Origin of the sequence: Zwartia lucis, assembly GCF_965234455.1 — a bacterium.
Lineage (GTDB): Bacteria > Pseudomonadota > Gammaproteobacteria > Burkholderiales > Burkholderiaceae_B > Zwartia > Zwartia lucis.
This window is the reverse complement of the sequence record NZ_OZ248472.1, coordinates 784,942-810,067: the sequence shown is the minus strand read 5'-3', so window position 1 is coordinate 810,067 and position 25,126 is coordinate 784,942. Positions and strand designations below refer to the sequence as shown.

Here is a 25,126-nt window from a genome sequence, read left to right as displayed (position 1 = left end):
TCAAGCCTATACGTTGAGATTCAAAATTTATTCGGAAAAATAACCAGTATTCGCGAGCAACCACTCGGCATAATCATCCATGACATGAGGTAGCCGATACGACGCGTTAAAACCAAGATCTTGCTTGATACGCTTAGCATCCAGACTGGCCCGATCCCGCATGTCGTAATAATCAATCGTCGCTGCTCGCTCATCCTGCTGATGGGACCAAGAAAAAGAAGGAAAGCGCTTTGTCAGCGCCTCACACCAGAGCTCAGGTGTCTGTTCCCATTTAGAATTACAAGACAGGTTGTAGGTATCGTGAGCCAATATAGGCGCGAACATTAACAAGACAATTGCTTCTGCCAGGTCACGGCTGTAGATCATCTCGCGGCGAGGATAGGCACTTGGCAGCACAACTGGCAAACCCTGTACACAGGCGCGGGCGATTTGAGCCAGAGGACTCACCAAGTCTCGCACCCCCGTGGAGGTCTCCCACGGACCGAATACAGCGCCGATCCGTCCTGTCACAGCCTCGAGTTTCATCAGAGTGGCCATACGCAAGACCATCCGCTCGCCCGCATATTTAGTGATCCCGTACAAGCCTTCCGGTATAGGCGGAGTCCCAGCTTCGTGACAGACAAAGCGATCAAACAAACTGGCACCGTACACCGTAAGCGAACTTGGAAATATGACGCGCTTGACCCCGGTCCGTGCACATGCACGTAAAACATTCAGATTACCCAGCAAATTGACGTCGATCACGGAGTGCGGATCCGCCAGCTCCCGCGCAGGACCGGCAGTTATCGCCGCAGCTAAAAAAACATGGGTGATCTGGTGGCGTGCGAAAAGCGCATCCACTATCGCTTGATCGCACACATCCCCAGACTCAAGACAAACAAGACTCTGCTTCGGGCCGATTGCCCGCAGAAAAGTTACCGGTAGTGGCCGACGATCCAATACGACAACATGCTCACCGCGCTCAATTAAAGCCTCGATAACATTCAATCCGACAAAGCCTGTCCCGCCAGTGACCAAGATGCTCATGAAACTCTCAATACGCGTTAAGGCTCAGCGATGGTGCCAGGCGGCAAGGACGTTACGTGGTCGTAAATTTCTCTGGGGCGCGTGATCCAAACCTTGTCTCGCTGTGGATGATTGACAATATGTTCGAGCGCTTTGCGCAATGCATGTAATCGATAAGTCTGACCAAAAATCATCAAGTGCAAAGCGATACCCAGCACCAAAGGCTGCTTGCTTGACTGATGCAGCATCTCCTCAAACTGGTGCTGCATAATCGAAAACCGAGGTATTCACCAAATGACAAGCTGGTACCTTTAAATCGTTGAGCAAGTCATACATCCGCCAGACACCCACTCGGTTACCGTAGTCGCGCCAGGCAAAAGTCCTCGAATCAGGTGCGGGCAACGGGTTGGAGACCGAATGTCCCACGCCGGCGCCATAGGCAAAATGTTCAATATTTAGCGCAAAGTAAATCGCTAATCTTTTGCCTTCGGGAAAAGAATAGTCAGGACGCTTAATAATCGGCGAGTACTTGAATCGTCCGTGATAAGGTAGTTCGATCAATTGAAGCTCCATTCATGTTGGACAATATTCAAAAACATCAATACTTTTTTGACTGCTCGTCATTCGAGGCGCGGAAACGTGCGACAGCATCGGCGTGAGAGGCTCTTTCGCGCAGACCATAATCCTCTTGAGGGCGTGGCTCATCGTCGAAATAATTAAATTTGTCCTCGCCACGCACTAGAGCAGCAGTCACTCTTGTGCTGCTCGTGCAGCGGGCGTGTGTCGGGACAAAGCTAAAGCCCAACCCCACTCTTCGATAATCCGTATTATTTGAGCCAGAGGAATGGACAAGAAAAGTATCGTGCATGGAAAACTGACCCGCATGCACCGCCATGAATTCTGTTTTAGAACGATCAAAAGGCACATCGACGGTCTGACCTTTGGACAACAAAATAGTATTTTTATGATCCTCTGCATGATGGAGCTGACCCAGCTTGTGCGAACCCGGCACGACTTCCATGCAACCTGACTCTATCGGCGCATCTGACAGAGCGACCCACACAGTAATTTGCGTACTCGGATCCAGACCAAAATAAGTCGCATCCTGATGCCAGTCGATATACGCAGGAGAATGGGCGCCTTTAGGCCAAACAGACAGATGAAATAGTCGAATATTTGGACCGATTAGATCTTCGACTGCATCCAGAATCTTAGGATGGCGAGCCACCTCATCGACCCATTTGAAGAGCAAGTGCGGCTTAAAATTAAAACCTTTGCCAAGCTCTACTCCATGGGCTTTTTCAAAACTCTCAAGTTGATTGAGATATGCGGTTGCCTGTTCACGGGTAAAACAGTCCACAGGATAAACATACCCATTGTCTTCAAACTGTTTAATTTGCGCTTCACTCAGTACCTTGCCCATGAGTCTCTCCTGACTTGTTCGATTCGTCGATTAAACACTACATCACCGTCCAGCCACCATCACAAAATAATTGACTACCTGTTGTAAAAGATGAGTCGTCAGAGGCCAGAAAAAGTGCGGCCTTTGCGACCTCCTCTGGTAAACCAAAGCGACGCATCGCATGCCGATTCGCCCAACGCTCGCGCGTCGCGACACTGTCCTCATAGCGCGTCAGCGAATGACGTGACATAGGTGTATCGATTACACCAGGCATCAACGCATTGACACGAATGCCATGCTGAGCATGGTCGACAGCCATCGTTTTAGCGAGCGCCGTAATCGCGCCTTTTGAAGCGATATAGGCCGCATTATTTCCACCGCTTGAGATCACAAGTTGAGAGCCCAATAAAATGATCGAACCTCGCCCCGCCGCAATCATGTACGGCAATGTTTCGTGCATCCAGAAATAGCAGCCTTTTACGTTGACATCAAAAACTTTGTCCCACAAGGCTTCATCGATCGTGGCGACTGTCCCACCCACCGAAATTCCGGAGCCAGGCATCAAGATATCGATGCGCCCCCATTTTGAGACAACTTCTGGCACTGTCTGCGCGACCCTGACACCATCCGTCACATCCACAAGATATGTGTCGACAATGCCACCAGCGTTGCGAATACTAGCGGCAGTTTTTTCAAGCGCCTCGCCGTTCTTATCTACCAACGCGACCTTGGCTCCCTCTTGTGCAAACAACTGCGCTGTCGCCGCGCCAATCCCTGAGGCTGCCCCGGTAATAATCGCTACGCGTGAATCTAGTTTTCCCATGAGATTTAATCAAGCCCAAGATAAGCATTACGAATTTTTGGGCTTTGCCGCAACTCTGCAGCATCCCCCTCAGCAACCACACGACCAAGCTCGAGAATAACGGCTCGAGAGGCCAGTCCAAGCGCCCAGATCGCGTTTTGCTCAGATAGAATCACTGAAATTTTTTCTTTATCTTGTACCTCTTTTAATATTTCACCAATCCGCTCGACGATGATGGGCGCAAGACCAAGCGAGGGCTCATCCAATAAAAAGAGCTTTGGAAAAGACATCAAGGCACGACCAATCGCAAGCATTTGCTGTTCACCTCCGCTTAAACTTCCCGCATCTTGTTTGAAACGTTCCTTTAATCTAGGAAAATAACGATAGATTTGCTCGCTGCGTTGATCAAACTCTTGACTGGTTCTGGTATAGGCTCCAACACGCAAGTTATCCGACACAGAAAGTGCCGGAAATACTCGACGTCCTTCCGGCGAGTACCCAACACCCAAACGCAAAACCTCGTGCGGCTTCAACCCCTTTAACGGTTGTCCGTTGTAGGAAATCGAACCTGTCGGATATGAAGCCATCCCCAAAATGGCTTTGAGCGTACTACTTTTACCGGCGCCATTCGATCCGATTAACGCGACTGTCTCGCCTTCGCGCACCTCGAACGAAATACCATTCGTGCCCTGAATACTTCCGTAACGCACATTAAGGTTATCAACCTGCAGCAGTGGCATGGCTTTTCCCCAGATAAGCTTCAATGACGCGTTCATCTTTCAAGACTTCACTTGGCGAGCCTTGAGCAATCTTCTCTCCCTGAGAGGTGACCACCAAACGATCACAGAGACCAGATATAAAACGCATATTATGATCAATGACGACAACTGAAATACCTTGTTCCCGGACACGTTTGATCGTATCTCTGACATGATCAGTTTCCTCAGCGCTCAAACCTGCTACGGGTTCATCGAGCAAAATCATTTTTGGTTCAGCAGCCAGTGCAATAACAATACCTAAGGTTTTTTGATGCCCATAAGGCATCTCGCTTGCATTCGTATCTGCGAACAGCTCCAAACCGAGCCACGCCATCAAGCGCTCCACTCTCTCAGTGGTCTGCTTTTGCAAAGCACGCGCATGACTGGTCGAGAAAAATGACGCCAACATACCGGGATAGCGGTGCAGGAATGCCCCTCGCAAAGCGTTCTCCCGGACAGTCTGATTGCCGTAAACCGTTGTGGACTGAAAAGTTCGAACCAACCCTAATGCGGCACGCTTGTGGGGCGCGATCGTAGTGATGTCTTGACCATCAAAAATTACTTCACCCGAAGTCGGCATAATCATGCCTGTCACAAGATTCACCACAGTAGTCTTGCCGGCACCATTCGGTCCGATCAGGCCCAGGATCTCACCCTCGGTCACTTCAAAATCCAAATTGCGCACAGCATGCAAACCACCAAACTGTTTGCATAACTTCTTGACTTGCAAAAGATGACTCATGATGATTTACCTGACGTGAGTTTTTGTACCAGTCGACGCAACGCCTCCATCAACCCAATAATTCCGCCTGGCAAAGCCGCCATCACGACGATCAAAATCACGCCAAAAATCACACGCTGTAGATCCACGTAGCCCCTGAGCAATTCAGGCAAAGCCGCCAAAAACGTACTGCCCAGAACAGGGCCAAGCAAGTAATACATACCGCCCAACACGTTCATCACCACTAAATTGAGGGAGGCCTCCATGTTGAATGCTGAGGGGTCTATAAACTGAAGTAAATACGTTTGCAAAATTCCATATACGCCGACAAGCGTGCAAGCAATCACAAAGATCGTGATCTTGAGCTTGATGACGGGAATACCTGAACACTCAGCAAGTTTTTCAGCCTCTCGGACAGAGTCCATGGCACGGCCAATTTCAGAGGCCAGGATCCGCCAAGTGATCCCCACACAAATCACTGCAGCCCCAAGAGCAAAATAATAGAATCCGGTCGGAGTCTTCATGATCTCCAGTCCGGGCGGTATATTTTGAATACCATTGGCACCACCGGTCAAACTCTGCCACTCCACAAAAACCATACGAATAATTTCACCGACCAAAAAGGTGACCAGTACAAAATATTTACCAGTGAGTCGCAACACGATCGGTCCCAGTATCAGGGCCAATAGTCCAGAGGCTAAACACCCTGCCACCAGTGCGAGACCAAAAGGCACACCCAGACGCATCTGCAGGAGTACGCAGGTATAAGCGGCCACCCCCATAAAGGCAGCATGCGCTAAAGAAACATGTCCTGTTCTGATGATCAAATTCAGACTCGTAGCACCGATCGCCGACAACACTACCATCGTACCGATTGTGATGTAAAACTTGTTTTCGAAAATCAGAGGCCAGATCAGTAAAATCAGAATCGCGAATGCAGCGCATATACAAGCAAATCCAGACAATCCAAATATCAAGCCCTTGGATTTTTTTTCACTATCGCTGCGCGATACGTTATTCAGGTTTGCCAAGGAGCCCCCACGGTCTAAAGATCAGTAAGGCGACCACTACGCCGAAGGAAACAAACGAAGAAACAGCAGCGCCATAAAAGGTCGATAAAAAGCTTTCACCCATACCAAGTAGCACACCACCTAAGGCCGCACCGGGTATGCTGCCCATTCCGCCAAGAATGACGACGATGAAAGCTACCATCAGCGGACGCTCGCCGACAAAGGGAGAGAGCGCGTATGTTTGGGCGTAGAGCCCACCCGCCAGTGCAGTCATAAAAATCGCTACGAAAAAGGCAAGGCGATAGATAAAGGTCGTATTGATGCCTTGCGCGGCGGCGATATCGACATCCTGGGAAGCCGCTCGCATCGCTAAGCCGTGCCTTGTTTTTGTGACAAAAAACCAAAATACCGCCAATACAACGATCGTGATGCCCATAATGACGAGGCGATCAGTCGGAATCGTCAGACCACCGATACTCAAAATGCCGGCCGCAGCGGCTGGAATGGTACGTTCATTCACATCCCAGATCATGACGCTCGTAAAGACAATCGCCATGTTCAGACCCATCAGTCCGATCATGCTTTGGAACATTTTCTGGTAAAACCAGCGATAGACTAACACTTCGAAAATCAAGCCAAAACAAGCCACTGTCAAGGCTGAGCCAAAGACCGCAACGGCATAGGGGAGCTTGAAAGAGCCGTAGGCGTAAAAAAGCGCATAGCCACCCAGCATCGCAAACGCCCCATGGGCAAAATTCACGACGCGCATGATGCCAAACAAAAGGGTGAAACCGAGTGCAACTAAGACATAGATTGCGGACAGACTCAGGCCATTGACGACCACTTGGCTCAGTATTGGCAATGTAAACATATCTATCCTTACCAGACAAAACACACAGTGGGTTAGCCGAAGATCTCGACTAACCCGACTTCCAGTCTTATCGTTTTTCTGGGGAGATCGCAGCCCGAGTCACGATCTTTCCGTCTTTGACTTCAACGATCCAGAAACGCAGCAGTAGCTGATGATCGACCCCATAGTCGCCCATACCGCCCCACTTGACTGGGCCAAATAGACCCGCATCGTAACCATCAAGCTTCTTGAGCGCGTCGCGAACCTGATCGACATCAAGGGAGCCTGCACGGCGCATCGCTTCAAACAGATTCAATGCAGCGTTGTACCAACCGGGCGCCTGAGCGTTGATCACACCGTCGCCATACTTGGAACGATAGGTCGAGACAAACTTTTTAGCCTCTGGCGTATTGAAGTCGAACACGTTCAGAGAAATAAAGCCCTCAGCTAACGGACCACCAATCGTCATAATCTCATCGACTGAAGGACCGCCAACCTGCCAGATTTTGCCCTTAAAGCCAGCCTGTTTCGCTTGCTTGAGGATCAAGCCAGCTTCTCCTGGAGCATTACTGTTCAGGTCAAGTAAATCGACGCCTTGAGCCATCATGCGTGTCAGCAAAGGCGTAAATTCTTTTGAACCTCGGTCATACAACTCTTTCCAGACCTCAAAACCATTGTCGCGATAATACTGCTCAAGCTGAGGCACGACCGCCTGACCGACAGCATCGTTAGGCGCAATCAAAGCCACCTTTTTTGTATTAGGAAAATTATCGCGATACCACTTGACCATCGCAGGCCCAAATTCAACCGTACTGTTCATGGCACGGAAGTTATAGGGAGACTTGGCCTCATTTTTAAGGATAGATGGCGCAAAACCATTTGATAACAACAGCACTTTTGCAGGCGTTGTCACAGCAACCGCGCCCAACACCGAAGGCGAACCAATCGGCCCAATAATGAAATTAATTTTTTCATTATTAATCAGTCGATCGGCTGCTAAGCGTCCACCTGCCGCAGTGTACTGATCGTCAAACATCACCAGCCTGGGTTTATAAGTCTTGTCTCCGATTTTGAGACCACCCGCAGCATTGACCTCGTCAACTGCCATTTGCACGCCGCGCTGCAGAGCGATACCCCAAGCTGTACCACCGCCTGAGAGAGAGCCAATACCGCCAATCTTTAATTCTTGTTGTGCGCTGACCCCCGAACTCAGCGCGAGAGCTGCCACACAGGCGAGGACTTTCAGTTTATTGAGCATTTCAAAGTACTCCTAAAGCAATGTAAAGGAACTTAGTTTCATTGACTCAAGCAGATTGGACTGATTTCAAGCAGACCATCCTACAACTTACGACCACTTCAACTTAGTCCAACAAAAATTATGCGTCAACGAATTTTTTGACTTGACCACTATTTGGAATCGCACGCCGACACAAGAAAGCATTGCAGAGCAGCGCCGATGACCTCTATAGTAGGGGTACAAAAGGAGTTCAACTTGGAACTAAGACAACTACGCTACTTTTTGCGAATTGTTGATTTAGGCAGCATGGGTAAAGCCGCAATCGAGCTTGATATCGCCACTGCCGCCCTAAGTCAGCAGATCACTAAATTAGAGCGTGAGCTGGGTGTCACCTTGTTGCACAGAAGCTCCTCTGGCACCAAACTCACCGAGGCTGGCTCGGTCTTTTATCGCAGTGCACAACTCGTCTTGCGCCACGCGGACGATGCCGTCAGCATCGCACAAAGAATGCAAATCACAGGTCGTGTCAGCATAGGGTTAACACCTGCAACGATCTCGGCACTTGCCATGCCCTTTTTTGAGGCAATGAAATCTAAATACCCAGAGGTAGAGGTACACATCGTAGAGTCCTTCTCTGGCTATCTCTCCAATATGCTCAACTTGAGGCAACTCGATCTCGCCGTCTTGTTCGAAATCGAGTCCGCTTACTCTTGGGAAATCACACCACTCCTCTCCGAAGGGCTCTTTGCACTCTACTCTCCTTACTTTGAAATCAGTGCACCACCAGACGGTTTGAGCTTTCAACAAGTCGTTGACCTTCCCTTGATCTTGCCTAGCAGACGTCATGGATTCCGACGCGTGTTAGAGACGCGCTTTGCGCAAATTGGCCTGTCGCCCTCGGTGATCACTGAAGTCGACTCACTGTCGTTCCTCCTCGAACTGGTCCGCTCCGGGCATGGTATTTCCATCCAACAAAGTGCGGTCACCACGCGCGCGCTTTCGATAGGATTGAACGTGACCCAGCTGATTGATCCACAAGCCCACCTACAAAACTTCCTTGTGACTCTACCCGAAAAGGAAATGTCGCCGACCGCGAGTGTGGCTAAAACGGTGCTCATTGATGTCGTTAGAAAAATAGTACGTGAAGGAAAATGGAACGCCACCGTATTAACTAAAAGTTAAGGCGCAGTTGGCTTTTTCTTCTGGCGAAGATGCACGGCGGGCTCTACGCTCGGCAAAGAAATACATTTTCTGCAGCATTAATTACGGTCTCACAACCAAAGCGAGCATCTCCATGAAGCAGGATGAGGATTATTTTTTAGTTGAGTCCAACAATCTTGAGCAAGTCTTTCATTCGAAGGTTAATGAAAAAAACCTTGAAATGGATCCTCCTACAAAAGCATTGTTAACGCTAGCGATGGTTTCAGCTAACTTGCAATTAGATTTTGTCGCCAAGCATGTCGTGAAATGTGTGGAGGCCGGCTTGGGTCGCACAGACGTTGCAGAGATGCTAGTGCAACTCTATTGCTATAGCGGTGTATATCCGTCTCTGGCTTCATTCAAAATTGCCGCACAAACGTTTAAAGAGCTCGAAGCCGAAGGCAAGCTTACCGATACACAAAAAAACGTTGACAACTTTCAGCCCGCCGCCGCAAGCTGTAGCGAACGGATTGATGATGGACTCGCAATACGCCGACGTCTGTTCGGCGCAGAGTCTATCGATATCGCTCTAGAAAAATGTGATGCCTTTGAAAACATCTTTAATGACCTGACGCACGAGTTTTGTTTTGGCAATGTTTGGGCTCGCCCCCATTTTTCAGCACCTTTGCGCAGCCAGATTTGCCTGGCAATCGCCTCGGCGACCGCTCAGCATGGCGCGATCGGTCGTCACACTAGAAGCGCACTACTGGGTGGCGTCACTAAAAAAAGAATTGCAGAGATTTTCTTTCTCTCAGGCATTTATGGCGGACTCTATAACGCCGAAGCCAGTTTTGTCGTTGCACACAAGATTTACTTAGAACTCAAAGCAGAAGGCTGGACTGAATAATCTCATTTTTTTGATCAATTGTTAAGGTAAAAATCAAAATGAACGCATCACAGAACCACCTCAGACGCGCTATCCTTAAGTTCAGCTATGCATGCGTACTCGGCGCCCTCAGTGCGGGTGTCTACGCCGCCCCTGCTGCAACTGTAACCAGCGCACAGGCCGCGTATCCCGACCGTCCAATCACGTTAGTTGTCGCTTTTAGTGCAGGAGGTGCCGCTGACGTCGTCATGAGAAAATTTGGTGTCGGTCTAAGCGAAATTCTTGGTGTAGCAGTCGTCGTTGAAAATCGTGCAGGCGCAAATGGAAATATCGGTGCCAATTATGTCGCCAAAGCCAAACCAGACGGCTATACATTGTTGGCTGGATTTCCAGGTCTCACGAGCAATCCAAGCATTTATCCAAACATGAGTTACGATCCCTTGAAGGATCTCACACCTATCAAGATGGTGGCGACTGCGCCAGTCTTGCTCGTCACCAACCCCAAATTCGAACCTAAAACCGTGACTGAACTGATCACGTATGCCAAAGCCAAACCCGGCGCCGTTCGATATGGCTCGGCAGGAACGGGTTCCTCAGGTCATTTAGCAGGTGAGCTTTTCAAACTCACCGCTGCAGTCAATCTAGAACATATCCCCTACAAAGGAGGCGCCAACGCGCTTAACGATCTCATGGGCGGACAAATCGAAGTCATCTTCGATAGCGTTCCTAGCTCAAGACCATTAGTGGAGGGCAGCAAAATCCGCGCGATCGCTATTGCGGGAGAACAACGCTCCAAGGCTTTGCCGAACGTACCGACCTTTTCCGAAGCCGGACTGCCCTCATACTATGCCGGGACTTGGTTCGCTGTTCTAGCGCCTGCTGGCACACCGAATCCAATCGTCACGAAATTAAGCAACGCGATCAGTAAACTTTCCTCTGATCAGAACTTTCAAAACCAGCTTGCACAAAGTGGACTCGAAGCTGACAAAACCAGCACGGCTGATTTTGTAAAGTTTATGACCGAAGAAACTCAAAAATGGAAGCGCGTTGTTGATGTGGCGGGTTTAAAAGCAAATTAATTTACCCCCCACTTCATTTTCCCTCCTCCTTTAACTCCGCAAACTTCGCCGCCATCGTCGGGTTGCCTCGCGTGAGCTTTTTTATCGTCACATCCTGCGCCTTGTCGTTCGCGAGGCGCAGATTACGATCTGTACTGAGCAAAGCCTCCTTGGTCTTTTGCAGGTGATCGATCGATTTATCAATTTCGTCGATCGCCTTTTGAAATCGCTGCGACGCCAGATCATAGTTTCTTGCAAACGCGCTCTTAAACGTCTCGAGTTCGTTTTCAAAGTTCGTAATATCGACGCTTTGAGCCTTGACCAGAGCCAGTTCGGTCTTGTATTTCATCGAATTCATCGCTGCGTTGCGCAGCAGCGTGATGATAGGAATAAAAAACTGAGGGCGCACGATATACATTTTGGGGTAGCGATGAAACATATCTACGATCCCCGTGTTGTAAAACTCATTGTCAGGCTCGAGTAAAGACACCATCACCGCATACTCACAACCCTTTTCACTGCGATCCTTATCGAGCTCCCTGAGGAAATCCTCATTTTTACTCTTGGTCGCTGTCAAGTCGCTTTCGTTTTTCATTTCAAACATGATGGACACAATCTCAGTGCCCGCTTCATCTGCATCACGAAAAATAAAGTCGCCCTTGCTACCGGAGCGAGCGTCGTTGTCTTTCTCAAAATACGCCCTGGGAAATGCCGTGGCACGAATCCGGTTGAATTCCGTCTCGCAATGCTGTTCCAGGGTCTCACCTACCATTTTTGTCGACAAGCGCGCCTTCATGTCGCGCAGGCGCTCGATCGCATCGTCGCGATCCTTGAGTTGTGTTTCGTATTTATCTTTGAGAGATTTTTCCGCAAGCGCTTTCTCAAGCTGCGAGCGCTCCAGACCATTCTTGAGTGCATCGCGCTCTTTTTCAACACTTGCGAGCGCCTGAGCGATCGCAAGCTGCTGCGCCATCCCACCGGCCTCAAGCTTTGATTTCAGGGCCTGAATCTCCGCATCCTTGGCCGCAGCTGCCAGCTGCGAGGAATTGGCAAGCTTGGCCTCAGCGAGTGCGACAGCATTACGTTTCTCCTGCTCCGCCAGCTCCAACCGATCGTGCAACTGCTGCTCAAACTCGCCATCGCGCACTTGTTTGAGGATGTCGGCGTATCCCGCCTCATCGATTTTGAACGCTTTACTGCAATGGGGGCAGATAATTTCACGCATGAAAGCCTAGCCTTTGATTGATGTCAACAACTGCTGCTCAAATGAACGAATATCAGAGAGACCAAGTAATGTATTCGTTTGTTCGAGAGAGGCCATTTGCTTAACCCAGTCCCTCGAGTCACCCTTTTCCTGCAAGTCTTTCAGAAATGCGCCGAGTACGCCAATCGTCAAACGCACTGTACTGCTCGGAAATAGCGCAATCGCATAACCCATTTGCTCGAGCTCAGCCGCTGAGTGTAGTGGTGTCAAACCCGTCTCGGACATATTGGCAATCAACGGGCCAGGCAGAGTACGGCCAATCAACTCAAGCTCCTGCGTCGACTGAGGACCATCCACAAACAATACATCCGCGCCCGCATCCTTGAAAGCCTGACAACGATCCAGCGCCTCTGGCATACCCATTGGACCTCGGGCGTCCGTGCGCGCCACGATGAGTGTGTCGCTATTTTCACGTGCCTGAACCGCAGCTTTGACCTTTCTAATCGCAATATCTCGTGGCTCGACAATCTTGTTATCCATATGACCACACTTCTTTGGCCATGCCTGATCCTCGATCTGTATTGCAGCCACGCCTAATCGCTCCATGCCGCGGACAGTGCGCACTACGTTAGCCACATCGCCATATCCCGTATCGCAATCCACAATAAGCGGTATGCGTGTGACGCGCCGCATCGATAGAACTGCATCTTCTACATCTGCATAGGCAATCAAGCCAATATCCGGCTCTGCATAACGAGAGGCCGCTGTGGCATAACCACTCACATAGCCAGCCTCGAAGCCTTGCATTTCGATCAACCTGAGCTCCAGCGGGGAACCGCCCCCTGGAACCACCAAAATATTGGGTTGAGACAGTCTGTTACGGAGAGAACGCGCTGACATTTTGTTGATTCCTTTATGAATTTTTAAAAAGTGTACAACACTTATGTTGTATATTAATGTTCAAATATTGATACGATCCATCCGTTGAATGACCGCTCCCACTCCCCTCATCCGTACAGGCAAAACGATCAGTCGCGTGGTCTCAACCCTCAAGGAACAAATCCTTGATGGTCGCCTTGCCCCCGGACAGAGGCTGATCGCAAACGATCTGCTCGAAGAACTTGGCGTCAGTCGGGGCTCCTTAAGGGAGGCCTTTCGTCAGCTTGATGCCGAGCGACTCATCAATCTCAACCCTAACAAAGGTGCGATTGTGCGCAAGCTCAATGTCACCGAAGTCTACAAACTGTTTGAGATCCGAATCGCCCTCGAAGGCTTCGCAGCCAGAATGGCAGCAGAAAAGATTGGCCTCAAAGACAATCGAACACTGTTCATTGATGTGCTCGAAAGAGGACGCAGACATCAACACAATCCCATTTTTTCTGAATTCGTAATCGACAACCGAAATTTTCACCAGGCGATTGTCACCATCTCCGAAAACGATGAACTCGGCAAGCTCATCGACAAATACCAACTTCCTGTTTTTATGCTGCAACTTAGACAAGTCATGAGCAAAGAACAAATCATCAAAAATGCACTGAGCGAACACGAAGAGATCGCAACGGCCATCCTTGCATCTTCACCAGAGGCGGCCTATGGCGCGATGAAAAAGCACCTAATGCATTCCTTGCAACTCATTCTCGGATCCCTATGAGTCTCTCAACACAGTCCGCTGCACCTATGACGATGACGGAAAAAATTTACGCCGCGCATAGTCAGGAAAAAAATATGCGCTCAGGCGATATCGCCGTCATCTTGCCAGACGTCGTTCTTTTAAATGATACGAGTGGCACAATCACTGCAGCGCAGCTCAAGCTGATGGGCGTTAAAAAAATTGCCCACCCTGATCAAGTCGTCATCGTGACGGATCACTTTTATCCTCCTAAAGACGTGACTAGCGCAAACTCTGTGAGCATGCTGAAAACGCTCTCCCGTGAAATGGGTATCAAGCACCTGTATGACTCTGGGCGTGGTGGTATCGAACATGCTCTGCTGCCAGAGATTGGCTTAATCGGACCAGGAGGACTTGTATTTGGAGCAGACTCTCATACCTGCACAGCTGGGGCCTTAAATGCCTCAGGCATGGGTTTTGGCTCCACGGATCTCGCGGCAGTCTTAGCCACTGGAGAGCTGTGGGTCAAGATTCCTCCCTCAATCAGGATTGAACTTACCGGAAAACCTAAACCTTATGTGACGGGCAAAGACATCATTCTGTCAATCATCGGACTAATTGGCTGCGATGGCGCGCTCAACACTGCCCTTGAGTTCGGCGGGTCTGGCCTGAGCAATCTCAATATTGACGAACGCTTTGCCATCGCAAATATGACGGTTGAAGCAGGCGCGGAGACATGTGTTTTTGAGTTTGATGAACAAGTTAAAGACTATATCGAACGTTCGGGATGGCAACAGCATGCACCGGTTTACCCAGATCCTGATGCGAAATATCAAAGCGTGATCCATATCGCACTCGATACATTGCAACCTGTCCTCGCAGCGCCTCCCTCTCCCGACAATTGCAAATCACTCACGGAATTACTTGGCACAAAAGTGGACCAAGTCTATATCGGCAACTGCTCAAACGGTACGATGACCGATCTCAGACAAGCTGCAAGCATCTTGCGCAACCACGATGTCAAAGCAGAGGTCAGGCTGGTGATTGTTCCTGCCACCAACAAGATCTATCGACAAGCCAGTCAAGAAGGATTGCTCGACATCTTTGCCAGAGCAGGTGCGTTTGTTTCAATGCCAACCTGCGGCGCCTGTTTTGGAGGACATATGGGAATCTTGGCTGCAGGCGAGACCGCCGTTGCCACCACCAATCGAAATTTTCGCGGCAGAATGGGACATGTTGATTCGCAAGTCTTTTTAGCCAACGCCTGGGTCGCCGCAGCAGCGGCCGTAAAAGGAGAGATTTGTGATCCTGCGCGCCTCCTGCTGGAGCCACAGATATGAAAAAATCCGTATCAGTGCATCGCTATGGCCACGACATCAACACAGATTTGATTTTGCCTGGCCAATATCTCAACCTTTATAAAGCTGAAGATCTAAAACCACATTGTCTCGAAGGCATCGATCCCGAGTTCACCTCTCGCGTACAAATTGACGATGTGGTGATTGCCGGTAAAAATTTCGGTACAGGCTCCTCTCGCGAACATGCACCCATCGCCATCAAAGCCTCTGGGATCTCCTGCGTGATTGCGGCGAGCTTTGCTAGAATTTTCTATCGAAATGCCATTAATATTGGATTACCTGTATTCGAATGTCCCGAACTTGTGGATCACGTCAAGATGGGCGACACCATCGACGTTGATACTGAAGCAGGCACATTCATTCATCATTCAACATCATTTCAAGCTCGCCCCTTTCCCGCAATCATTCATGAAATCCTCAAGGCGGGTGGCTTAGTGCCTTACATTAGCCGTAAAACGATGCAATAAGTTGCAACACATTTCATCATTTTCATCGCAGCATATTTTTAAAAGTTCGCAATGAATGCGACAACCACTAGGAGACTTAAATGCTGAACACCCTCATCATGAAAACCGTAAAAAACTTATCACTTGCGTTGGGATTGACGATACTCGTCGCCGGAAGTCCAGCGAACGCTCAAGGCAACTTTCCCAACAAACCTATTCGACTCATCGTACCGTTTACACCTGGTGGGGTGACTGACACCAGCGGTAGACTCATCGCCGAGCAATTATCCAAGCGCATCGGACAACAGGTCATCGTTGAAAATAAACCAGGCGCGACTGGCAATATTGGTTCAGCACTCGTCGCAAACTCTGAACCAGACGGCTACACACTGGTATACGGTTTTGATGGCACGATGGTGGTCAACCCCCATATCGCCGCGAGCATGCCCTTTGATCCAATCAAGGACTTCACGCCTATCGGAAAAATCGGTGAAACGGTGCTGATCCTCGTTTCCTATCCAAAGTTTGAAGCTCAGACGCTCAAAGAGATCATCGCACTCTCTAAGCAACCTGGTAAAACCGTGACCTTTGGCTCTTCCGGCATTGGCAGTCCACAGCATGTAGGTATCGAACTCCTCAATCAAAAGACGGGCGCCAAACTTGTCCATGTGCCTTATAAGGGCGGTGGTCAGGCCATGATTGACGTTCAAGGAGGCAATATTCCACTCGTCTTTACTGCAGTGGCAGGCGCCTATCCTCACATCCAATCAGGTCGCATCAAAGCTGTTGCGGTTTCGAGCGAAAAGCGTGCGCCTTCACTACCGGACGTCCCTACATTCATTGAAAGCGGCGTACCTGATTTTGTCGTAAGCGGATGGGTTGCCATGTTTGCGCCTGCCAAGACACCAAAAGCGGTTGTGACCTATCTTAATAAAGAACTCAATGCTGTACTGAACACACCTGACGTTATTGCCAGACTTGAAACAATGGGTATCACTCCAACACCTTGGACACCAGAAAAGTTTGCAGCTGAGGTCAAAGCTGATTACGAGCGCTATGGAAAAGTCATCAAAGATGCTGGCATCAAAGCAAACTAAATCAATCGGATAAGACCATCATGAAACACTCACTACGCGAACGTCTTGCACAGCCCGGACTGATCACCGCTCCTGGCGTGTATGAGATGGTGTCTCTGAGACTTGCCGACCAATTTGGTTTTGATGCGCTCTACATGACTGGCTTTGGCACGGTGGCGTCCTATCTTGGCTTGCCCGATGCAGGTCTTGCCACCTACACAGACATGCAAAATAGGGTGGCTACCATGGCCAACATGGCGACAAGGCCTCTGATTGCCGATGGTGATACGGGTTATGGTGGTTTATTAAACGTCCACCATACAGTTAGGGGATATGAGTCAGCGGGCGCAGCGGCCATTCAACTTGAAGACCAAGAGTTTCCAAAAAAATGTGGTCACACGCCGGGTAGACGCGTCATTGCAATGAAGGATATGGCGCAAAAAATCAAAGTTGCTACCGAAGCTCGCCATAGTAAAGACTTCCTCATCATCGCGCGCACAGATGCACGCACGACACTAGGACTCGATGAAGCACTGCGACGCGCTGACGCTTATGCAAATGCCGGCGCTGACATGCTCTTTGTTGAGTCCCCAGAGTCGCTCGAGGAAATGCGCATGATTGGAGAAAGATTTGATTTGCCATTAGTGGCAAACATGGTCGAAAAAGGAAAAACTCCAATTCTTTCAAAAGAAGAATTGGAGTCACTCGGGTTCAAACTTGCCATCTTCCCTGTCACGGCCTTACTCGCGTCCGTGCAGGCCATGACAGATGTTTATCAACAATTTAAATCGCACGGATCATCAAAAAATGGGCAGGCCAAGCTCGCTGACTTTGCAGACCTCACCAAACTGATGGGTTTTGAATCAGTTTGGGATTTTGATCGTCGACATCAAGAATAGTGCAACTTAAACGCCTTACTTAAGCAATAGATTGTTCTCTGTCAGGTATTGCTTGTACCACTCGGTCTCTTTTGCCAAAGCCTGCTTGAGCTGCGCGCTGTCCTTAAAATCATAGGGAAGATTAAAGCGCTTGAGGAGCTCTTGAAATGACGCTTGTTGAACAACAGTCGTCATTGTTTGTTCAAGCTTTTTAGCGACCTCAGTTGGCACGCCCGCAGGCGCCACCACAATCATGCCAAGCGCTGGGTTGCTTGGTGGGCAACCGATATCCTTCATGATAGGCACATTAGGCTTTGTAGGGTCACGCGTGTCGCGATGCAGGACGAGCAACTCGCGAAACTCTCCTTGCTCCACAAAAGGCAGGTGTGAGCCAGAGCCCGCGATAAAGTCGATATGACCACCCATCAATTGGGTGTTCGAGTTCGAGCCACCCTTTTGCGGGACATGCTTAAAGGCAAGACCTTTACACTTGGCCACCGTTTCAACACCAATTTGTTGCTGCGTATTGACCCCAGAGGATGCATAAGTCATGCCGGGATTTTTCTTGGCATGCTCGACAAACTTCTCAATCGTGTCATAGGGTGCATCCTTGCGAACCGTAAGAGAACCCACATACTCGCTGTATTGGATCAGGGGCGTAAAACTCGAAGGCTTGAATGCCACCTTCATCATCATTGGACGCATACTGAGCAGGCCCGTGGAGGCGACCAAGAGCGTATAACCATCGGGCTTGGCTGCTGCCAATAACGCGCCAGACACCGTACCGCCACCCCCACCTTTATTTTCAATCGCCACAGGGACGCCGAGGATTTTCTCCATACCCTGAGCAATGGCTCGAGCCGTCAGGTCAGTCGTACCTCCAGCAGAAAACGCCACATACATTGTGATTGTTTTAGTCGGGTATTTTTGAGCCATCGCCGTGCCTGTCGCAGTCAACCCCATGGCTATCGCGAGTGTTGTCAAAATCATTTTTGCTTTCATACTGTCTCTCCTAGTATTTATAAACGAAGGACTTCTATTGAGTCTTAAAGGTCAAACATCTTCCTCGGCTTGCGCCACGATCTTTTCCCGCTTGGAGCGAATCGAAGGGATTAGAGCGGATAAAAGTAACAGTGCTGAAATCACAAGTAGCGTCAAAGAAATCGGTCTGACAAAAAATATACTGACATCCCCTCCTGAAATAATCAATGATTGACGAAGTGAAATCTCAAGAATAGGCGCCAAGACAAAGGCCAAAATCAAAGGAGCAGGTTCATAATCGAACTTGCGCATAAAGTATCCTAGGACACCAAAGCCTAACATCAGATACAAATCAAGAATGCTGCCATTAACCACAAATGCGCCGGTCAAGGCCACGAACAAAATAATCGGGAACAGCACGCTATAAGGCACCATCAACAGGCGAACCCAGAGACCGATCATTGGCAAATTCAGAATGAGCAGCATGATGTTGCCGATGTACATGCTGGCAATCACACCCCAAAACAACTCCGGTTCATTTCTCATCAACAGCGGACCAGGCTGAATCCCGTGAATCATCAAGGCACCAAGCAAAATGCCCATGACGGCACTCGCCGGAATACCTAATGACAAAAGCGGTATGAAACCCGCTTGCGCTGCCGCGTTGTTGGAGGCTTCAGGTCCTGCGACACCTGCAATCGCACCCTTACCAAATTTTTCTGGCTCTTTGGAGAGACGCTTTTCAACACCGTAGGAAAGAAAAGAAGACAGCACTGTGCCCCCGCCTGGGAGAATACCAACCAGATAGCCAATGGCGGTTCCCCTTGCCATCGGCGCGGCGGAGTCTTTCCAGTCCTGCAAGTTGGGCAGTAAATTTTTAACGCGTTTGACGACCACACTGCGTTTGATCTGCCTTTCGATATTGAGCAATATCTCCGATACACCAAAAAGACCCATCGCGAGTGGCGCGATACCGATGCCATCGAGCAACTCAGGCATGTCAGCCGTAAAACGTGGCATTCCAGTAATGCTGTCAAGACCGATCAAACCAAGAACAACACCAAACGAGGCCATCAGTAAGGCCTTGATCATCGACTTTTGAGCAAGATAAGTCAAAATGATTAGACCTAAGACCATTAGAGAAAAATATTCAGCAGGACCGAATTTGAGCGCGAACTTGACCAGCGGACCGGCCATCAACATCAGCCCCACAATCGCCAACGTACCTGCAATAAAAGAACTAAATGCCGCAATACCAAGTGCAGGGCCCGCTCGACCTTGCAGTGCCATCTGGTGCCCATCCAGCGCCGTCACCACCGACGAGGCCTCACCTGGGATCCCGACCAAAATTGACGTGGTCGAGCCACCATACTGGGCACCATAATAAATACCTGCCAGCATCACGATGGCGGTCACAGGTGAAATGCCGTAGGTGATCGGCAATAAAATCGCCATTGCGCCGACAGGTCCCAAGCCCGGCAATACGCCAATGAGCGTGCCTATCAACACACCTACAAAACAAAAGAACAGGTTTTGCCACTGAAACGCGACCGAAAAACCAAGAGTAATGTTGTCAACTAAATCCATGTTTGATTCCCTTTACCAAAGACCGAGCATGCCGCGCGGCATGTTGGTATCCAACATTGACGTGAACAACAGGTATGTCAATATGACGGTAATAACAGGAATCACAATCGATTTAAACCAGTCAAGTTTTTCCAGAAATTTCATAATGATGACCAACAGCAAGATGCTCGTCACAAAAAAACCCAGTATTTCGATCAACCAAACGAAGGCAAGCGTCAACAGAACAAGGATGATGGTGCGCGACCAATGCGTACCGCGCCAATGGTCCGCAAATCGAGACTTTGCCATTTCCTTGTTGGTATAGGTCTGGAGGTAAATGATGATCGACATCGCACAGATGAAGCCGCCGGCAATGATAGGTAAAAACCCTGAGCCTGGCTCACCACCACTACCCAAGCCGTAACCATAGCTCGTGTGCATCACGGCACCGCCTACGATGAGCCAAAATACGCTCACGACTCTTTCAGCATTCATAGGACGCTCCCCCTACTGTCATGACTTCTTTTTTGTCTGTTATTGGAACGTCATGTCCCTTTTTTTTAACTGATGGTAGGTGTCAGGGTTGTCCTTTGTCAATCGGGTTAAACAGTAGTGCGTGATTAATCCTATGAATAAAATCGCTGTCTCAAATAAATCTCCGTGCCAAAGTCGCCGTTTCGCAGCATGGGCAGACAACGATTGACAACCTTTTGGATATCCGTGGATTTAATTTAAATGCCATCCTTGAAATCGAGCCTGACTTCTTGATCGATGTCGATCATGAGCACGACGATGATGTCACCTCTTTTGCGTTCCGCGAGACCAAACCGCTTGCTTTAGACCTGATCGAAGATTTTTTGGATGGCGTCGTCCAAGTTTATTGTACGCAACTGATGCGCTACAAAGGAATACTCAACATCAAAAACATGGATCACCGTGTGATTTTTCAAGGTGTGCATATGATGATGGGAAGATCAAAGGGATCGGCATGGAAACCCTGCGAACTTCGTGAAACGAAAGTCGTATTCATTGGCCGAGACTTGCCCAAGGATACCCTCATTGAGGGGTTGTCGAAATGCGTTGTAACGGCTCGCGCGAAGTTGTAGCGACAACGTGCAGTGCTGACGCATATTTGCACTTCTCGCTATGCGAAGAATCATATCTCACCCCACTTGAGGTAATCCGTAAAATTCAGGATGCCTTTGAAAAAGCTGTTAACACACTAGAAATGGAAGCATGTTTCAAGACTGCCGGTGTTGAAAAATCAATCCTCAAGGGCGATGCTTTTTCAGCGCACATCAAAAATGAGTACGAAAAGCTTGGGAAATTGATTAAGGAATTGGGACTCAAACAAGACGGTTAAGTTGATGTGTTTTCTCGATTCACTCTCACTATGAGAAAAAAGAAAAGGGGGACTCAGGTGATTAACATTACCTGAATCCACCCTATCCCGGCTTATATCGAGGATATGTCACTTTGGTCGGCAAACCGAGCTGAGTCATAAATTTTTCTAGATACGGCCCCCATACCGCGCGCCCGTCTTTGTGCGTAAAAATTCCGTGCGCATCCTCACCAAACACACCAAACTCAACAAGTTGCGCGCTAGGATTCACTTTGCTGTAACGCGCAAACATTTCAGAATACGTTTTTTTAGAGAAAAAACTATCATTGTCACCATATAGCCAAAGCGAAGGAATACTCGTCTCTTTTGCAAAACTCGCTGCCGCCTTGGCCAAATTAAGCTCCCAGCCCCCACAGTTTGTTTGACGTAAACCACCTGCAAAATTTACCAAGCCTTTCACAGAAGGGTCGGGCTTAGAGGCACCATAAGCAAGCGTGGTCCAACCACCGTGCGATTGACCCATCACCAGGGTCTGCTTACGATCGACATAATCCAGAGTGTGCGCGTAAGTCACCGTGGCCGTTACATCCTCAGCCTGTACAAGACCATTTGACTCGACATTACATTCACCTCCCACATAGCTGCCAGTTGATTTAGAAAATCCAGTGCGCATTGGCACAAAGACAACATATCCTCGTTCAAGAAAGAAGCGCGAAACCCAACCTGGGGTGAAACGCTTTTGCAGTCCCGGAGGTCCTGATTCCTTGCCGTGATTAATCACCACCAAAGGAAACGGTCCCTGCCCCTCAGGCTTGTAAATCGTTGTTTCCAACTTGAGTGTCCCGAGCAATATTTTTTTAGGGATAAACACAACTTCGGACGGCAAGCGGATTTGCTGTGCGTGTGACACTGTAAAAGGCAAAAGCAAAAGGGTTGCCAGACAAAAGGCATAGGTAGTTTTAAACAAAATACTCACTCCTGTATTGATCACCGCAATGTCCAATATAATGGATTTATCAACAATTGCGACAACAAACCAAAGCCTTTTAATCGAATCGAATACATTTGTACCCAACAAGTAAAGACTATTGCATTTAAAACACTTGCCATGGCTCATACGCTCATGTACCTTCTTAAGAGAGACAATTTTTAAAAAATCTTCCTAAAGAAAGTACAAAGATGAAAAATTCTGGTGATGCGTTGTCACGTTCAATCTACTCAGGCCCAACGATGGGTGGAATGATTGTTAATTTACTGAGCCGCTATCCGAGCCGTACTGCCTTTATTAACCCTGATGGTACGCACCTGAGCTACGAGACGATTGCAAAACGTATCGCCTACCTGCTTCAAAAGTTCAACCAAATGGGCCTCCAGCGAGGCGATACCATCGTACAAATGTGCGGCAATCGCGCCGACGTGTTTGTTGTCATGGCTGCCTGCTACATCAATAGCTTTCGTTCCGTCGCACTCCAGCCTCTTGGAGGCATAGAAGACCAGCTTTACATACTGAATAACTGCGAAGCGAAATTACTCGTCGTTGATGCGGACAGAATGGAAAGAGCGCGAGAGTTACACAATAGATCGACACAAAATTTTGAAATAGCTTGCCATGACTCGGTCGCTGCAGCGCCATTCCTTTGGGATGCTTTTGATCCATCCATTGATCCTGCTTTGACAGACTTGAGTGAGCCCGACGATATCGTGCGCTTGATATACACCGGCGGCACGACAGGCAAATCAAAAGGTGTGATGGGGACCAGCTGTTCACTGGCCACCAACGCTCTTTTCCGCATGGCTGGTCACAATTGGGTCGACTTGCGTTTGCTCTGCTCAACGCCTCTTTCACATGCTTCCGGCGCAATGATCGTTCCGGTGTTGTGGCATGGAGGCACAATCGTATTGCACGATGGCTTTAATCCTGACAGACTCATCAACGACGTCGTTGAAGGGACCGCCAATGGTCTTTATCTAGTCCCAACAATGATTTACCGTCTGCTTGATCATCCAGAGAGCGCCCGCTTGGCCAAGTCTGGCTTGCGTATGCTCATGTACGGCGCAGCGCCCATCTCACCTACACGTCTTTTTCAAGCGAGAGAATTACTTGGCCCCATTTTGATTCAACATTACGGGCTCACAGAGGCTCCAAGCACTGTACTGAGTCTAACGGAAATAGACCATCTCGATGACTCCCTGTTAGCCTCTGCCGGAAAGCCCTACCCGGGCGCGACAGTCAAAATTCTCGATCAGGAAGGTCAAGAAGTGCCTAGAGGTCAAGTGGGCGAGATTTGCATTCGAGGTGATCTCGTCATGAAAGGCTACTTCAAAGAGCCAGAATTAACTGCGCAAGCACTCAAAAACGGTTGGCTCTACTCCGGCGATCTTGCCTATCAAAATGAGCGTGGATACTTTTTCATTGTTGATCGAGCCAAGGATATGATCATCAGTGGTGGCTTTAATGTATATCCGAAAGAAGTTGAAGACGTCATCGCAACACATCCTGCAGTCGCTTCTGTCGCGGTGATCGGCATACCCGATCCCGACTGGGGCGAAGCAGTCAAAGCTGTTGTTGTACTTAAAGAAGGACAAAGCGTGACGGCGCAAGAGCTCACTCAACGCGTCAAGTCGGCAAAAGGCGCAGTCCAAGCCCCAAAAACCGTTGATTTCGTTGATGCATTACCTCTTACCCCTCTTGGAAAACTCGATAAAAAAGCTTTACGCGCTGTCTATTGGAACAACAAAGAACGCAGTATTAACTAAAACGAACTCACCTTCAGGCGGAGACAAGCCATGGCAATTCGCAAGCTCAAAAGTATCTTTACTGTATTAGCCCTCTGTATTGCACCCTCGATCACCTCGGCGCAGACTTTCCCAGATCGCCCGATCAAAATGGTGGTGCCTGCGCCCGCTGGCTCTTTTGCCGACATCATTGGTCGCGAATTTGGTACTAGACTGTCCAAAAAACTCGGTCAACCCGTCATTATCGATAACCGAGGCGGAGCAAGTGGCGGTATTGCTTACTCTGCCGTCGCAAAAGCCGCCCCGGACGGATACACCATCCTCGTCACCAACACGGGTCCCTCAGCAATCAACGTCGAACTATTCCGCCAAAAAGGCTTGAGCTACAACCCGATCGCGGATCTAGAGCCCATCGGACTGATTTGTCTGACACCCGTTGCATTGCTCGTCAAAGCAGACTCTCAGATTAAAACAGTTGCTAATCTCGTCGATTTCGCCAGCAAAAACCCAGAAAAACTTTCCTTTGGAACAACGGGCAGCGGACAGCTTAATCACCTATCTGCCGAATACCTCAACTCTGTCGCCAAGGTACGCACCACACATATTCCTTACACCTCGGGTCCTGCAGCGATTACGGATTTGATTGGCGGTCGGATCGATTACCTTTTTTACCCTCCCGCGAATGCAAAACCGATGATCGATGATGGACGCCTCAGGGCCTTGGCGGTGACCAGCATGAAAAGAACTGTATCCATGCCTGATGTGGCCAGCCTCTCTGAGCTAGGCTACAAGGAGTTTGATCTCAGCGCATGGTTTGGTCTGGCCGTACCAGTCGGAACACCTAACGACATCGCTCAAAAACTCTGGACAGTGACGCGAGAAATCGCCTCTGATCCTGCATACGTTGCTAGGCTTAAAGAGTTAGGTATCGATGATGTGTTGCATTGGCAGAAAATGACCCGTGCCGAACTCAAACAGTTCCACGTCAACGAAGTCAAGCGCTGGGGTGACCTCGTTAAGTTAGCAGGCGCAAGCGCCAATTAATTCTATCCATCCACTGA

28 protein-coding genes are annotated in these 25,126 nt (G+C 49.1%); 12 read left to right on the top strand and 16 right to left on the bottom strand.

Going from position 1 to position 25,126, the window contains the following annotated elements; genetic code table 11:
* Window positions 1-27 precede the first annotated feature (27 nt).
* From AC8GE9_RS03905 to AC8GE9_RS03860, 10 genes are all read right to left on the bottom strand, one after another.
* Entirely contained in the window at window positions 28-1,026 is a 999-nt protein-coding gene (locus tag AC8GE9_RS03905; protein ID WP_506675804.1) for an NAD-dependent epimerase/dehydratase family protein, read from the bottom strand.
* A gap of 17 nt (window positions 1,027-1,043) precedes the next feature.
* A complete protein-coding gene (locus AC8GE9_RS03900) occupies window positions 1,044-1,274 on the bottom strand; it encodes a hypothetical protein (protein ID WP_506675803.1) in 231 nt (76 codons plus the stop codon).
* Window positions 1,258-1,566, bottom strand: a complete 309-nt coding sequence (locus tag AC8GE9_RS03895) for a hypothetical protein (RefSeq protein WP_506675802.1) — start codon at window positions 1,564-1,566, stop codon at window positions 1,258-1,260. The genes AC8GE9_RS03900 and AC8GE9_RS03895 overlap by 17 nt, the downstream gene beginning before the upstream one ends.
* Before the next feature lie 37 nt (window positions 1,567-1,603).
* Complete coding sequence (locus tag AC8GE9_RS03890; RefSeq protein WP_506675801.1) at window positions 1,604-2,428, bottom strand: phytanoyl-CoA dioxygenase family protein; 825 nt, start codon at window positions 2,426-2,428, stop codon at window positions 1,604-1,606.
* Window positions 2,429-2,465: 37 nt separating this feature from the next.
* Window positions 2,466-3,230: a glucose 1-dehydrogenase gene (locus AC8GE9_RS03885; protein WP_506675800.1), complete on the bottom strand. Its 765-nt coding sequence runs from the start codon at window positions 3,228-3,230 to the stop codon at window positions 2,466-2,468.
* A gap of 5 nt (window positions 3,231-3,235) precedes the next feature.
* A complete protein-coding gene (locus AC8GE9_RS03880) occupies window positions 3,236-3,949 on the bottom strand; it encodes an ABC transporter ATP-binding protein (RefSeq protein ID WP_506675799.1) in 714 nt (237 codons plus the stop codon).
* Window positions 3,930-4,709, bottom strand: a complete 780-nt coding sequence (locus tag AC8GE9_RS03875; protein ID WP_506675798.1) for an ABC transporter ATP-binding protein — start codon at window positions 4,707-4,709, stop codon at window positions 3,930-3,932. Before AC8GE9_RS03875 ends, AC8GE9_RS03880 begins: the two co-directional genes overlap by 20 nt.
* Entirely contained in the window at window positions 4,706-5,719 is a 1,014-nt protein-coding gene (locus tag AC8GE9_RS03870) for a branched-chain amino acid ABC transporter permease (protein WP_506675796.1), read from the bottom strand. Before AC8GE9_RS03870 ends, AC8GE9_RS03875 begins: the two co-directional genes overlap by 4 nt.
* Window positions 5,703-6,569 carry a branched-chain amino acid ABC transporter permease gene (locus AC8GE9_RS03865; protein WP_506675795.1) on the bottom strand — a complete coding sequence of 289 codons (867 nt, stop codon included), beginning with the start codon at window positions 6,567-6,569 and terminating at the stop codon, window positions 5,703-5,705. Before AC8GE9_RS03865 ends, AC8GE9_RS03870 begins: the two co-directional genes overlap by 17 nt.
* Before the next feature lie 67 nt (window positions 6,570-6,636).
* On the bottom strand, window positions 6,637-7,806 hold the full coding sequence (locus AC8GE9_RS03860; protein WP_506675794.1) for an ABC transporter substrate-binding protein: 1,170 nt from the start codon (window positions 7,804-7,806) through the stop codon (window positions 6,637-6,639).
* Between the two features lie 234 nt (window positions 7,807-8,040).
* Here AC8GE9_RS03860 and AC8GE9_RS03855 point away from each other — a divergent pair, with 234 nt between their 5' ends.
* The 3 genes from AC8GE9_RS03855 (at window position 8,041) to AC8GE9_RS03845 (ending at window position 10,890) form a co-directional block, all read left to right on the top strand.
* Window positions 8,041-8,967 carry a LysR family transcriptional regulator gene (locus AC8GE9_RS03855; protein WP_506675793.1) on the top strand — a complete coding sequence of 309 codons (927 nt, stop codon included), beginning with the start codon at window positions 8,041-8,043 and terminating at the stop codon, window positions 8,965-8,967.
* Between the two features lie 112 nt (window positions 8,968-9,079).
* Complete coding sequence (locus AC8GE9_RS03850) at window positions 9,080-9,832, top strand: carboxymuconolactone decarboxylase family protein (protein WP_506675792.1); 753 nt, start codon at window positions 9,080-9,082, stop codon at window positions 9,830-9,832.
* 38 nt (window positions 9,833-9,870) lie between these two features.
* Window positions 9,871-10,890: a Bug family tripartite tricarboxylate transporter substrate binding protein gene (locus tag AC8GE9_RS03845; RefSeq protein ID WP_506675791.1), complete on the top strand. Its 1,020-nt coding sequence runs from the start codon at window positions 9,871-9,873 to the stop codon at window positions 10,888-10,890.
* A 13-nt stretch (window positions 10,891-10,903) separates the two neighbouring features.
* Here AC8GE9_RS03845 and AC8GE9_RS03840 read toward each other — a convergent pair whose 3' ends face one another.
* On the bottom strand, window positions 10,904-12,094 hold the full coding sequence (locus AC8GE9_RS03840; protein WP_506675790.1) for a DUF2130 domain-containing protein: 1,191 nt from the start codon (window positions 12,092-12,094) through the stop codon (window positions 10,904-10,906).
* Window positions 12,095-12,100: 6 nt separating this feature from the next.
* Window positions 12,101-12,973, bottom strand: coding sequence for an isocitrate lyase/PEP mutase family protein (locus tag AC8GE9_RS03835; RefSeq protein ID WP_506675789.1), 873 nt, complete (start codon window positions 12,971-12,973; stop codon window positions 12,101-12,103).
* Window positions 12,974-13,061: 88 nt separating this feature from the next.
* Between AC8GE9_RS03835 and AC8GE9_RS03830 the strand changes: the two genes are divergently transcribed.
* The 5 genes from AC8GE9_RS03830 to AC8GE9_RS03810 all read left to right on the top strand — a co-directional run bounded on the left by AC8GE9_RS03830 (window position 13,062) and on the right by AC8GE9_RS03810 (window position 17,461).
* A complete protein-coding gene (locus tag AC8GE9_RS03830) occupies window positions 13,062-13,724 on the top strand; it encodes a GntR family transcriptional regulator (RefSeq protein WP_506675788.1) in 663 nt (220 codons plus the stop codon).
* The gene (locus AC8GE9_RS03825) at window positions 13,721-15,022 is read left to right on the top strand and encodes an aconitase/3-isopropylmalate dehydratase large subunit family protein (RefSeq protein ID WP_506675787.1); all 1,302 of its coding nucleotides are present in this window, start codon (window positions 13,721-13,723) and stop codon (window positions 15,020-15,022) included. The genes AC8GE9_RS03830 and AC8GE9_RS03825 overlap by 4 nt, the downstream gene beginning before the upstream one ends.
* Window positions 15,019-15,507 carry a 3-isopropylmalate dehydratase small subunit gene (locus AC8GE9_RS03820; protein WP_506675786.1) on the top strand — a complete coding sequence of 163 codons (489 nt, stop codon included), beginning with the start codon at window positions 15,019-15,021 and terminating at the stop codon, window positions 15,505-15,507. Before AC8GE9_RS03825 ends, AC8GE9_RS03820 begins: the two co-directional genes overlap by 4 nt.
* Before the next feature lie 80 nt (window positions 15,508-15,587).
* Window positions 15,588-16,583 (top strand): Bug family tripartite tricarboxylate transporter substrate binding protein, encoded by a 996-nt coding sequence (locus AC8GE9_RS03815; RefSeq protein WP_506675785.1) that lies wholly within the window; start codon window positions 15,588-15,590, stop codon window positions 16,581-16,583.
* Window positions 16,584-16,603: 20 nt separating this feature from the next.
* A complete protein-coding gene (locus tag AC8GE9_RS03810) occupies window positions 16,604-17,461 on the top strand; it encodes an isocitrate lyase/PEP mutase family protein (RefSeq protein ID WP_506675784.1) in 858 nt (285 codons plus the stop codon).
* Between the two features lie 15 nt (window positions 17,462-17,476).
* On the opposite strand, the gene AC8GE9_RS03805 is transcribed toward AC8GE9_RS03810, so the two are convergent.
* From AC8GE9_RS03805 to AC8GE9_RS03795, 3 genes are read right to left on the bottom strand one after another with little or no spacing between them, the layout of a single operon-like run.
* Window positions 17,477-18,442 carry a tripartite tricarboxylate transporter substrate binding protein gene (locus AC8GE9_RS03805; RefSeq protein WP_506675783.1) on the bottom strand — a complete coding sequence of 322 codons (966 nt, stop codon included), beginning with the start codon at window positions 18,440-18,442 and terminating at the stop codon, window positions 17,477-17,479.
* 51 nt (window positions 18,443-18,493) lie between these two features.
* A complete protein-coding gene (locus AC8GE9_RS03800; protein WP_506675782.1) occupies window positions 18,494-20,008 on the bottom strand; it encodes a tripartite tricarboxylate transporter permease in 1,515 nt (504 codons plus the stop codon).
* Window positions 20,009-20,020: 12 nt separating this feature from the next.
* The gene (locus tag AC8GE9_RS03795; RefSeq protein WP_506675781.1) at window positions 20,021-20,482 is read right to left on the bottom strand and encodes a tripartite tricarboxylate transporter TctB family protein; all 462 of its coding nucleotides are present in this window, start codon (window positions 20,480-20,482) and stop codon (window positions 20,021-20,023) included.
* A gap of 215 nt (window positions 20,483-20,697) precedes the next feature.
* On the opposite strand from AC8GE9_RS03795, the gene AC8GE9_RS03790 reads away from it, so the two are divergent.
* Window positions 20,698-21,093 carry a CobW C-terminal domain-containing protein gene (locus AC8GE9_RS03790; protein ID WP_506675780.1) on the top strand — a complete coding sequence of 132 codons (396 nt, stop codon included), beginning with the start codon at window positions 20,698-20,700 and terminating at the stop codon, window positions 21,091-21,093.
* A 26-nt stretch (window positions 21,094-21,119) separates the two neighbouring features.
* On the top strand, window positions 21,120-21,350 hold the full coding sequence (locus AC8GE9_RS03785) for a hypothetical protein (protein WP_506675779.1): 231 nt from the start codon (window positions 21,120-21,122) through the stop codon (window positions 21,348-21,350).
* A gap of 82 nt (window positions 21,351-21,432) precedes the next feature.
* On the opposite strand, the gene AC8GE9_RS03780 is transcribed toward AC8GE9_RS03785, so the two are convergent.
* On the bottom strand, window positions 21,433-22,320 hold the full coding sequence (locus tag AC8GE9_RS03780; RefSeq protein ID WP_506675778.1) for a dienelactone hydrolase family protein: 888 nt from the start codon (window positions 22,318-22,320) through the stop codon (window positions 21,433-21,435).
* A 188-nt stretch (window positions 22,321-22,508) separates the two neighbouring features.
* Here AC8GE9_RS03780 and AC8GE9_RS03775 point away from each other — a divergent pair, with 188 nt between their 5' ends.
* The gene (locus tag AC8GE9_RS03775; protein WP_506675777.1) at window positions 22,509-24,086 is read left to right on the top strand and encodes an AMP-binding protein; all 1,578 of its coding nucleotides are present in this window, start codon (window positions 22,509-22,511) and stop codon (window positions 24,084-24,086) included.
* Between the two features lie 30 nt (window positions 24,087-24,116).
* Complete coding sequence (locus AC8GE9_RS03770) at window positions 24,117-25,109, top strand: Bug family tripartite tricarboxylate transporter substrate binding protein (protein WP_506675776.1); 993 nt, start codon at window positions 24,117-24,119, stop codon at window positions 25,107-25,109.
* Window positions 25,110-25,126: the final 17 nt, after the last annotated feature.

Bases quoted from the DNA above. Each gene is read 5' to 3' on its own strand.
- AC8GE9_RS03820 (WP_506675786.1), top strand. From the start codon at position 15,019: ATGAAAAAATCCGTATCAGTGCATCGCTATGGCCACGACATCAACACA.
- AC8GE9_RS03880 (WP_506675799.1), bottom strand. From the start codon at position 3,949: ATGCCACTGCTGCAGGTTGATAACCTTAATGTGCGTTACGGAAGTATT.
- AC8GE9_RS03905 (WP_506675804.1), bottom strand. From the start codon at position 1,026: ATGAGCATCTTGGTCACTGGCGGGACAGGCTTTGTCGGATTGAATGTT.
- AC8GE9_RS03810 (WP_506675784.1), top strand. From the start codon at position 16,604: ATGAAACACTCACTACGCGAACGTCTTGCACAGCCCGGACTGATCACC.
- AC8GE9_RS03900 (WP_506675803.1), bottom strand. From the start codon at position 1,274: ATGCAGCACCAGTTTGAGGAGATGCTGCATCAGTCAAGCAAGCAGCCT.
- AC8GE9_RS03845 (WP_506675791.1), top strand. From the start codon at position 9,871: ATGAACGCATCACAGAACCACCTCAGACGCGCTATCCTTAAGTTCAGC.
- AC8GE9_RS03835 (WP_506675789.1), bottom strand. From the start codon at position 12,973: ATGTCAGCGCGTTCTCTCCGTAACAGACTGTCTCAACCCAATATTTTG.
- AC8GE9_RS03875 (WP_506675798.1), bottom strand. From the start codon at position 4,709: ATGAGTCATCTTTTGCAAGTCAAGAAGTTATGCAAACAGTTTGGTGGT.
- AC8GE9_RS03770 (WP_506675776.1), top strand. From the start codon at position 24,117: ATGGCAATTCGCAAGCTCAAAAGTATCTTTACTGTATTAGCCCTCTGT.
- AC8GE9_RS03815 (WP_506675785.1), top strand. From the start codon at position 15,588: ATGCTGAACACCCTCATCATGAAAACCGTAAAAAACTTATCACTTGCG.
- AC8GE9_RS03850 (WP_506675792.1), top strand. From the start codon at position 9,080: ATGAAGCAGGATGAGGATTATTTTTTAGTTGAGTCCAACAATCTTGAG.
- AC8GE9_RS03795 (WP_506675781.1), bottom strand. From the start codon at position 20,482: ATGAATGCTGAAAGAGTCGTGAGCGTATTTTGGCTCATCGTAGGCGGT.
- AC8GE9_RS03825 (WP_506675787.1), top strand. From the start codon at position 13,721: ATGAGTCTCTCAACACAGTCCGCTGCACCTATGACGATGACGGAAAAA.
- AC8GE9_RS03830 (WP_506675788.1), top strand. From the start codon at position 13,062: ATGACCGCTCCCACTCCCCTCATCCGTACAGGCAAAACGATCAGTCGC.
- AC8GE9_RS03800 (WP_506675782.1), bottom strand. From the start codon at position 20,008: ATGGATTTAGTTGACAACATTACTCTTGGTTTTTCGGTCGCGTTTCAG.
- AC8GE9_RS03890 (WP_506675801.1), bottom strand. From the start codon at position 2,428: ATGGGCAAGGTACTGAGTGAAGCGCAAATTAAACAGTTTGAAGACAAT.
- AC8GE9_RS03805 (WP_506675783.1), bottom strand. From the start codon at position 18,442: ATGAAAGCAAAAATGATTTTGACAACACTCGCGATAGCCATGGGGTTG.
- AC8GE9_RS03885 (WP_506675800.1), bottom strand. From the start codon at position 3,230: ATGGGAAAACTAGATTCACGCGTAGCGATTATTACCGGGGCAGCCTCA.
- AC8GE9_RS03775 (WP_506675777.1), top strand. From the start codon at position 22,509: ATGAAAAATTCTGGTGATGCGTTGTCACGTTCAATCTACTCAGGCCCA.
- AC8GE9_RS03840 (WP_506675790.1), bottom strand. From the start codon at position 12,094: ATGCGTGAAATTATCTGCCCCCATTGCAGTAAAGCGTTCAAAATCGAT.
- AC8GE9_RS03865 (WP_506675795.1), bottom strand. From the start codon at position 6,569: ATGTTTACATTGCCAATACTGAGCCAAGTGGTCGTCAATGGCCTGAGT.
- AC8GE9_RS03860 (WP_506675794.1), bottom strand. From the start codon at position 7,806: ATGCTCAATAAACTGAAAGTCCTCGCCTGTGTGGCAGCTCTCGCGCTG.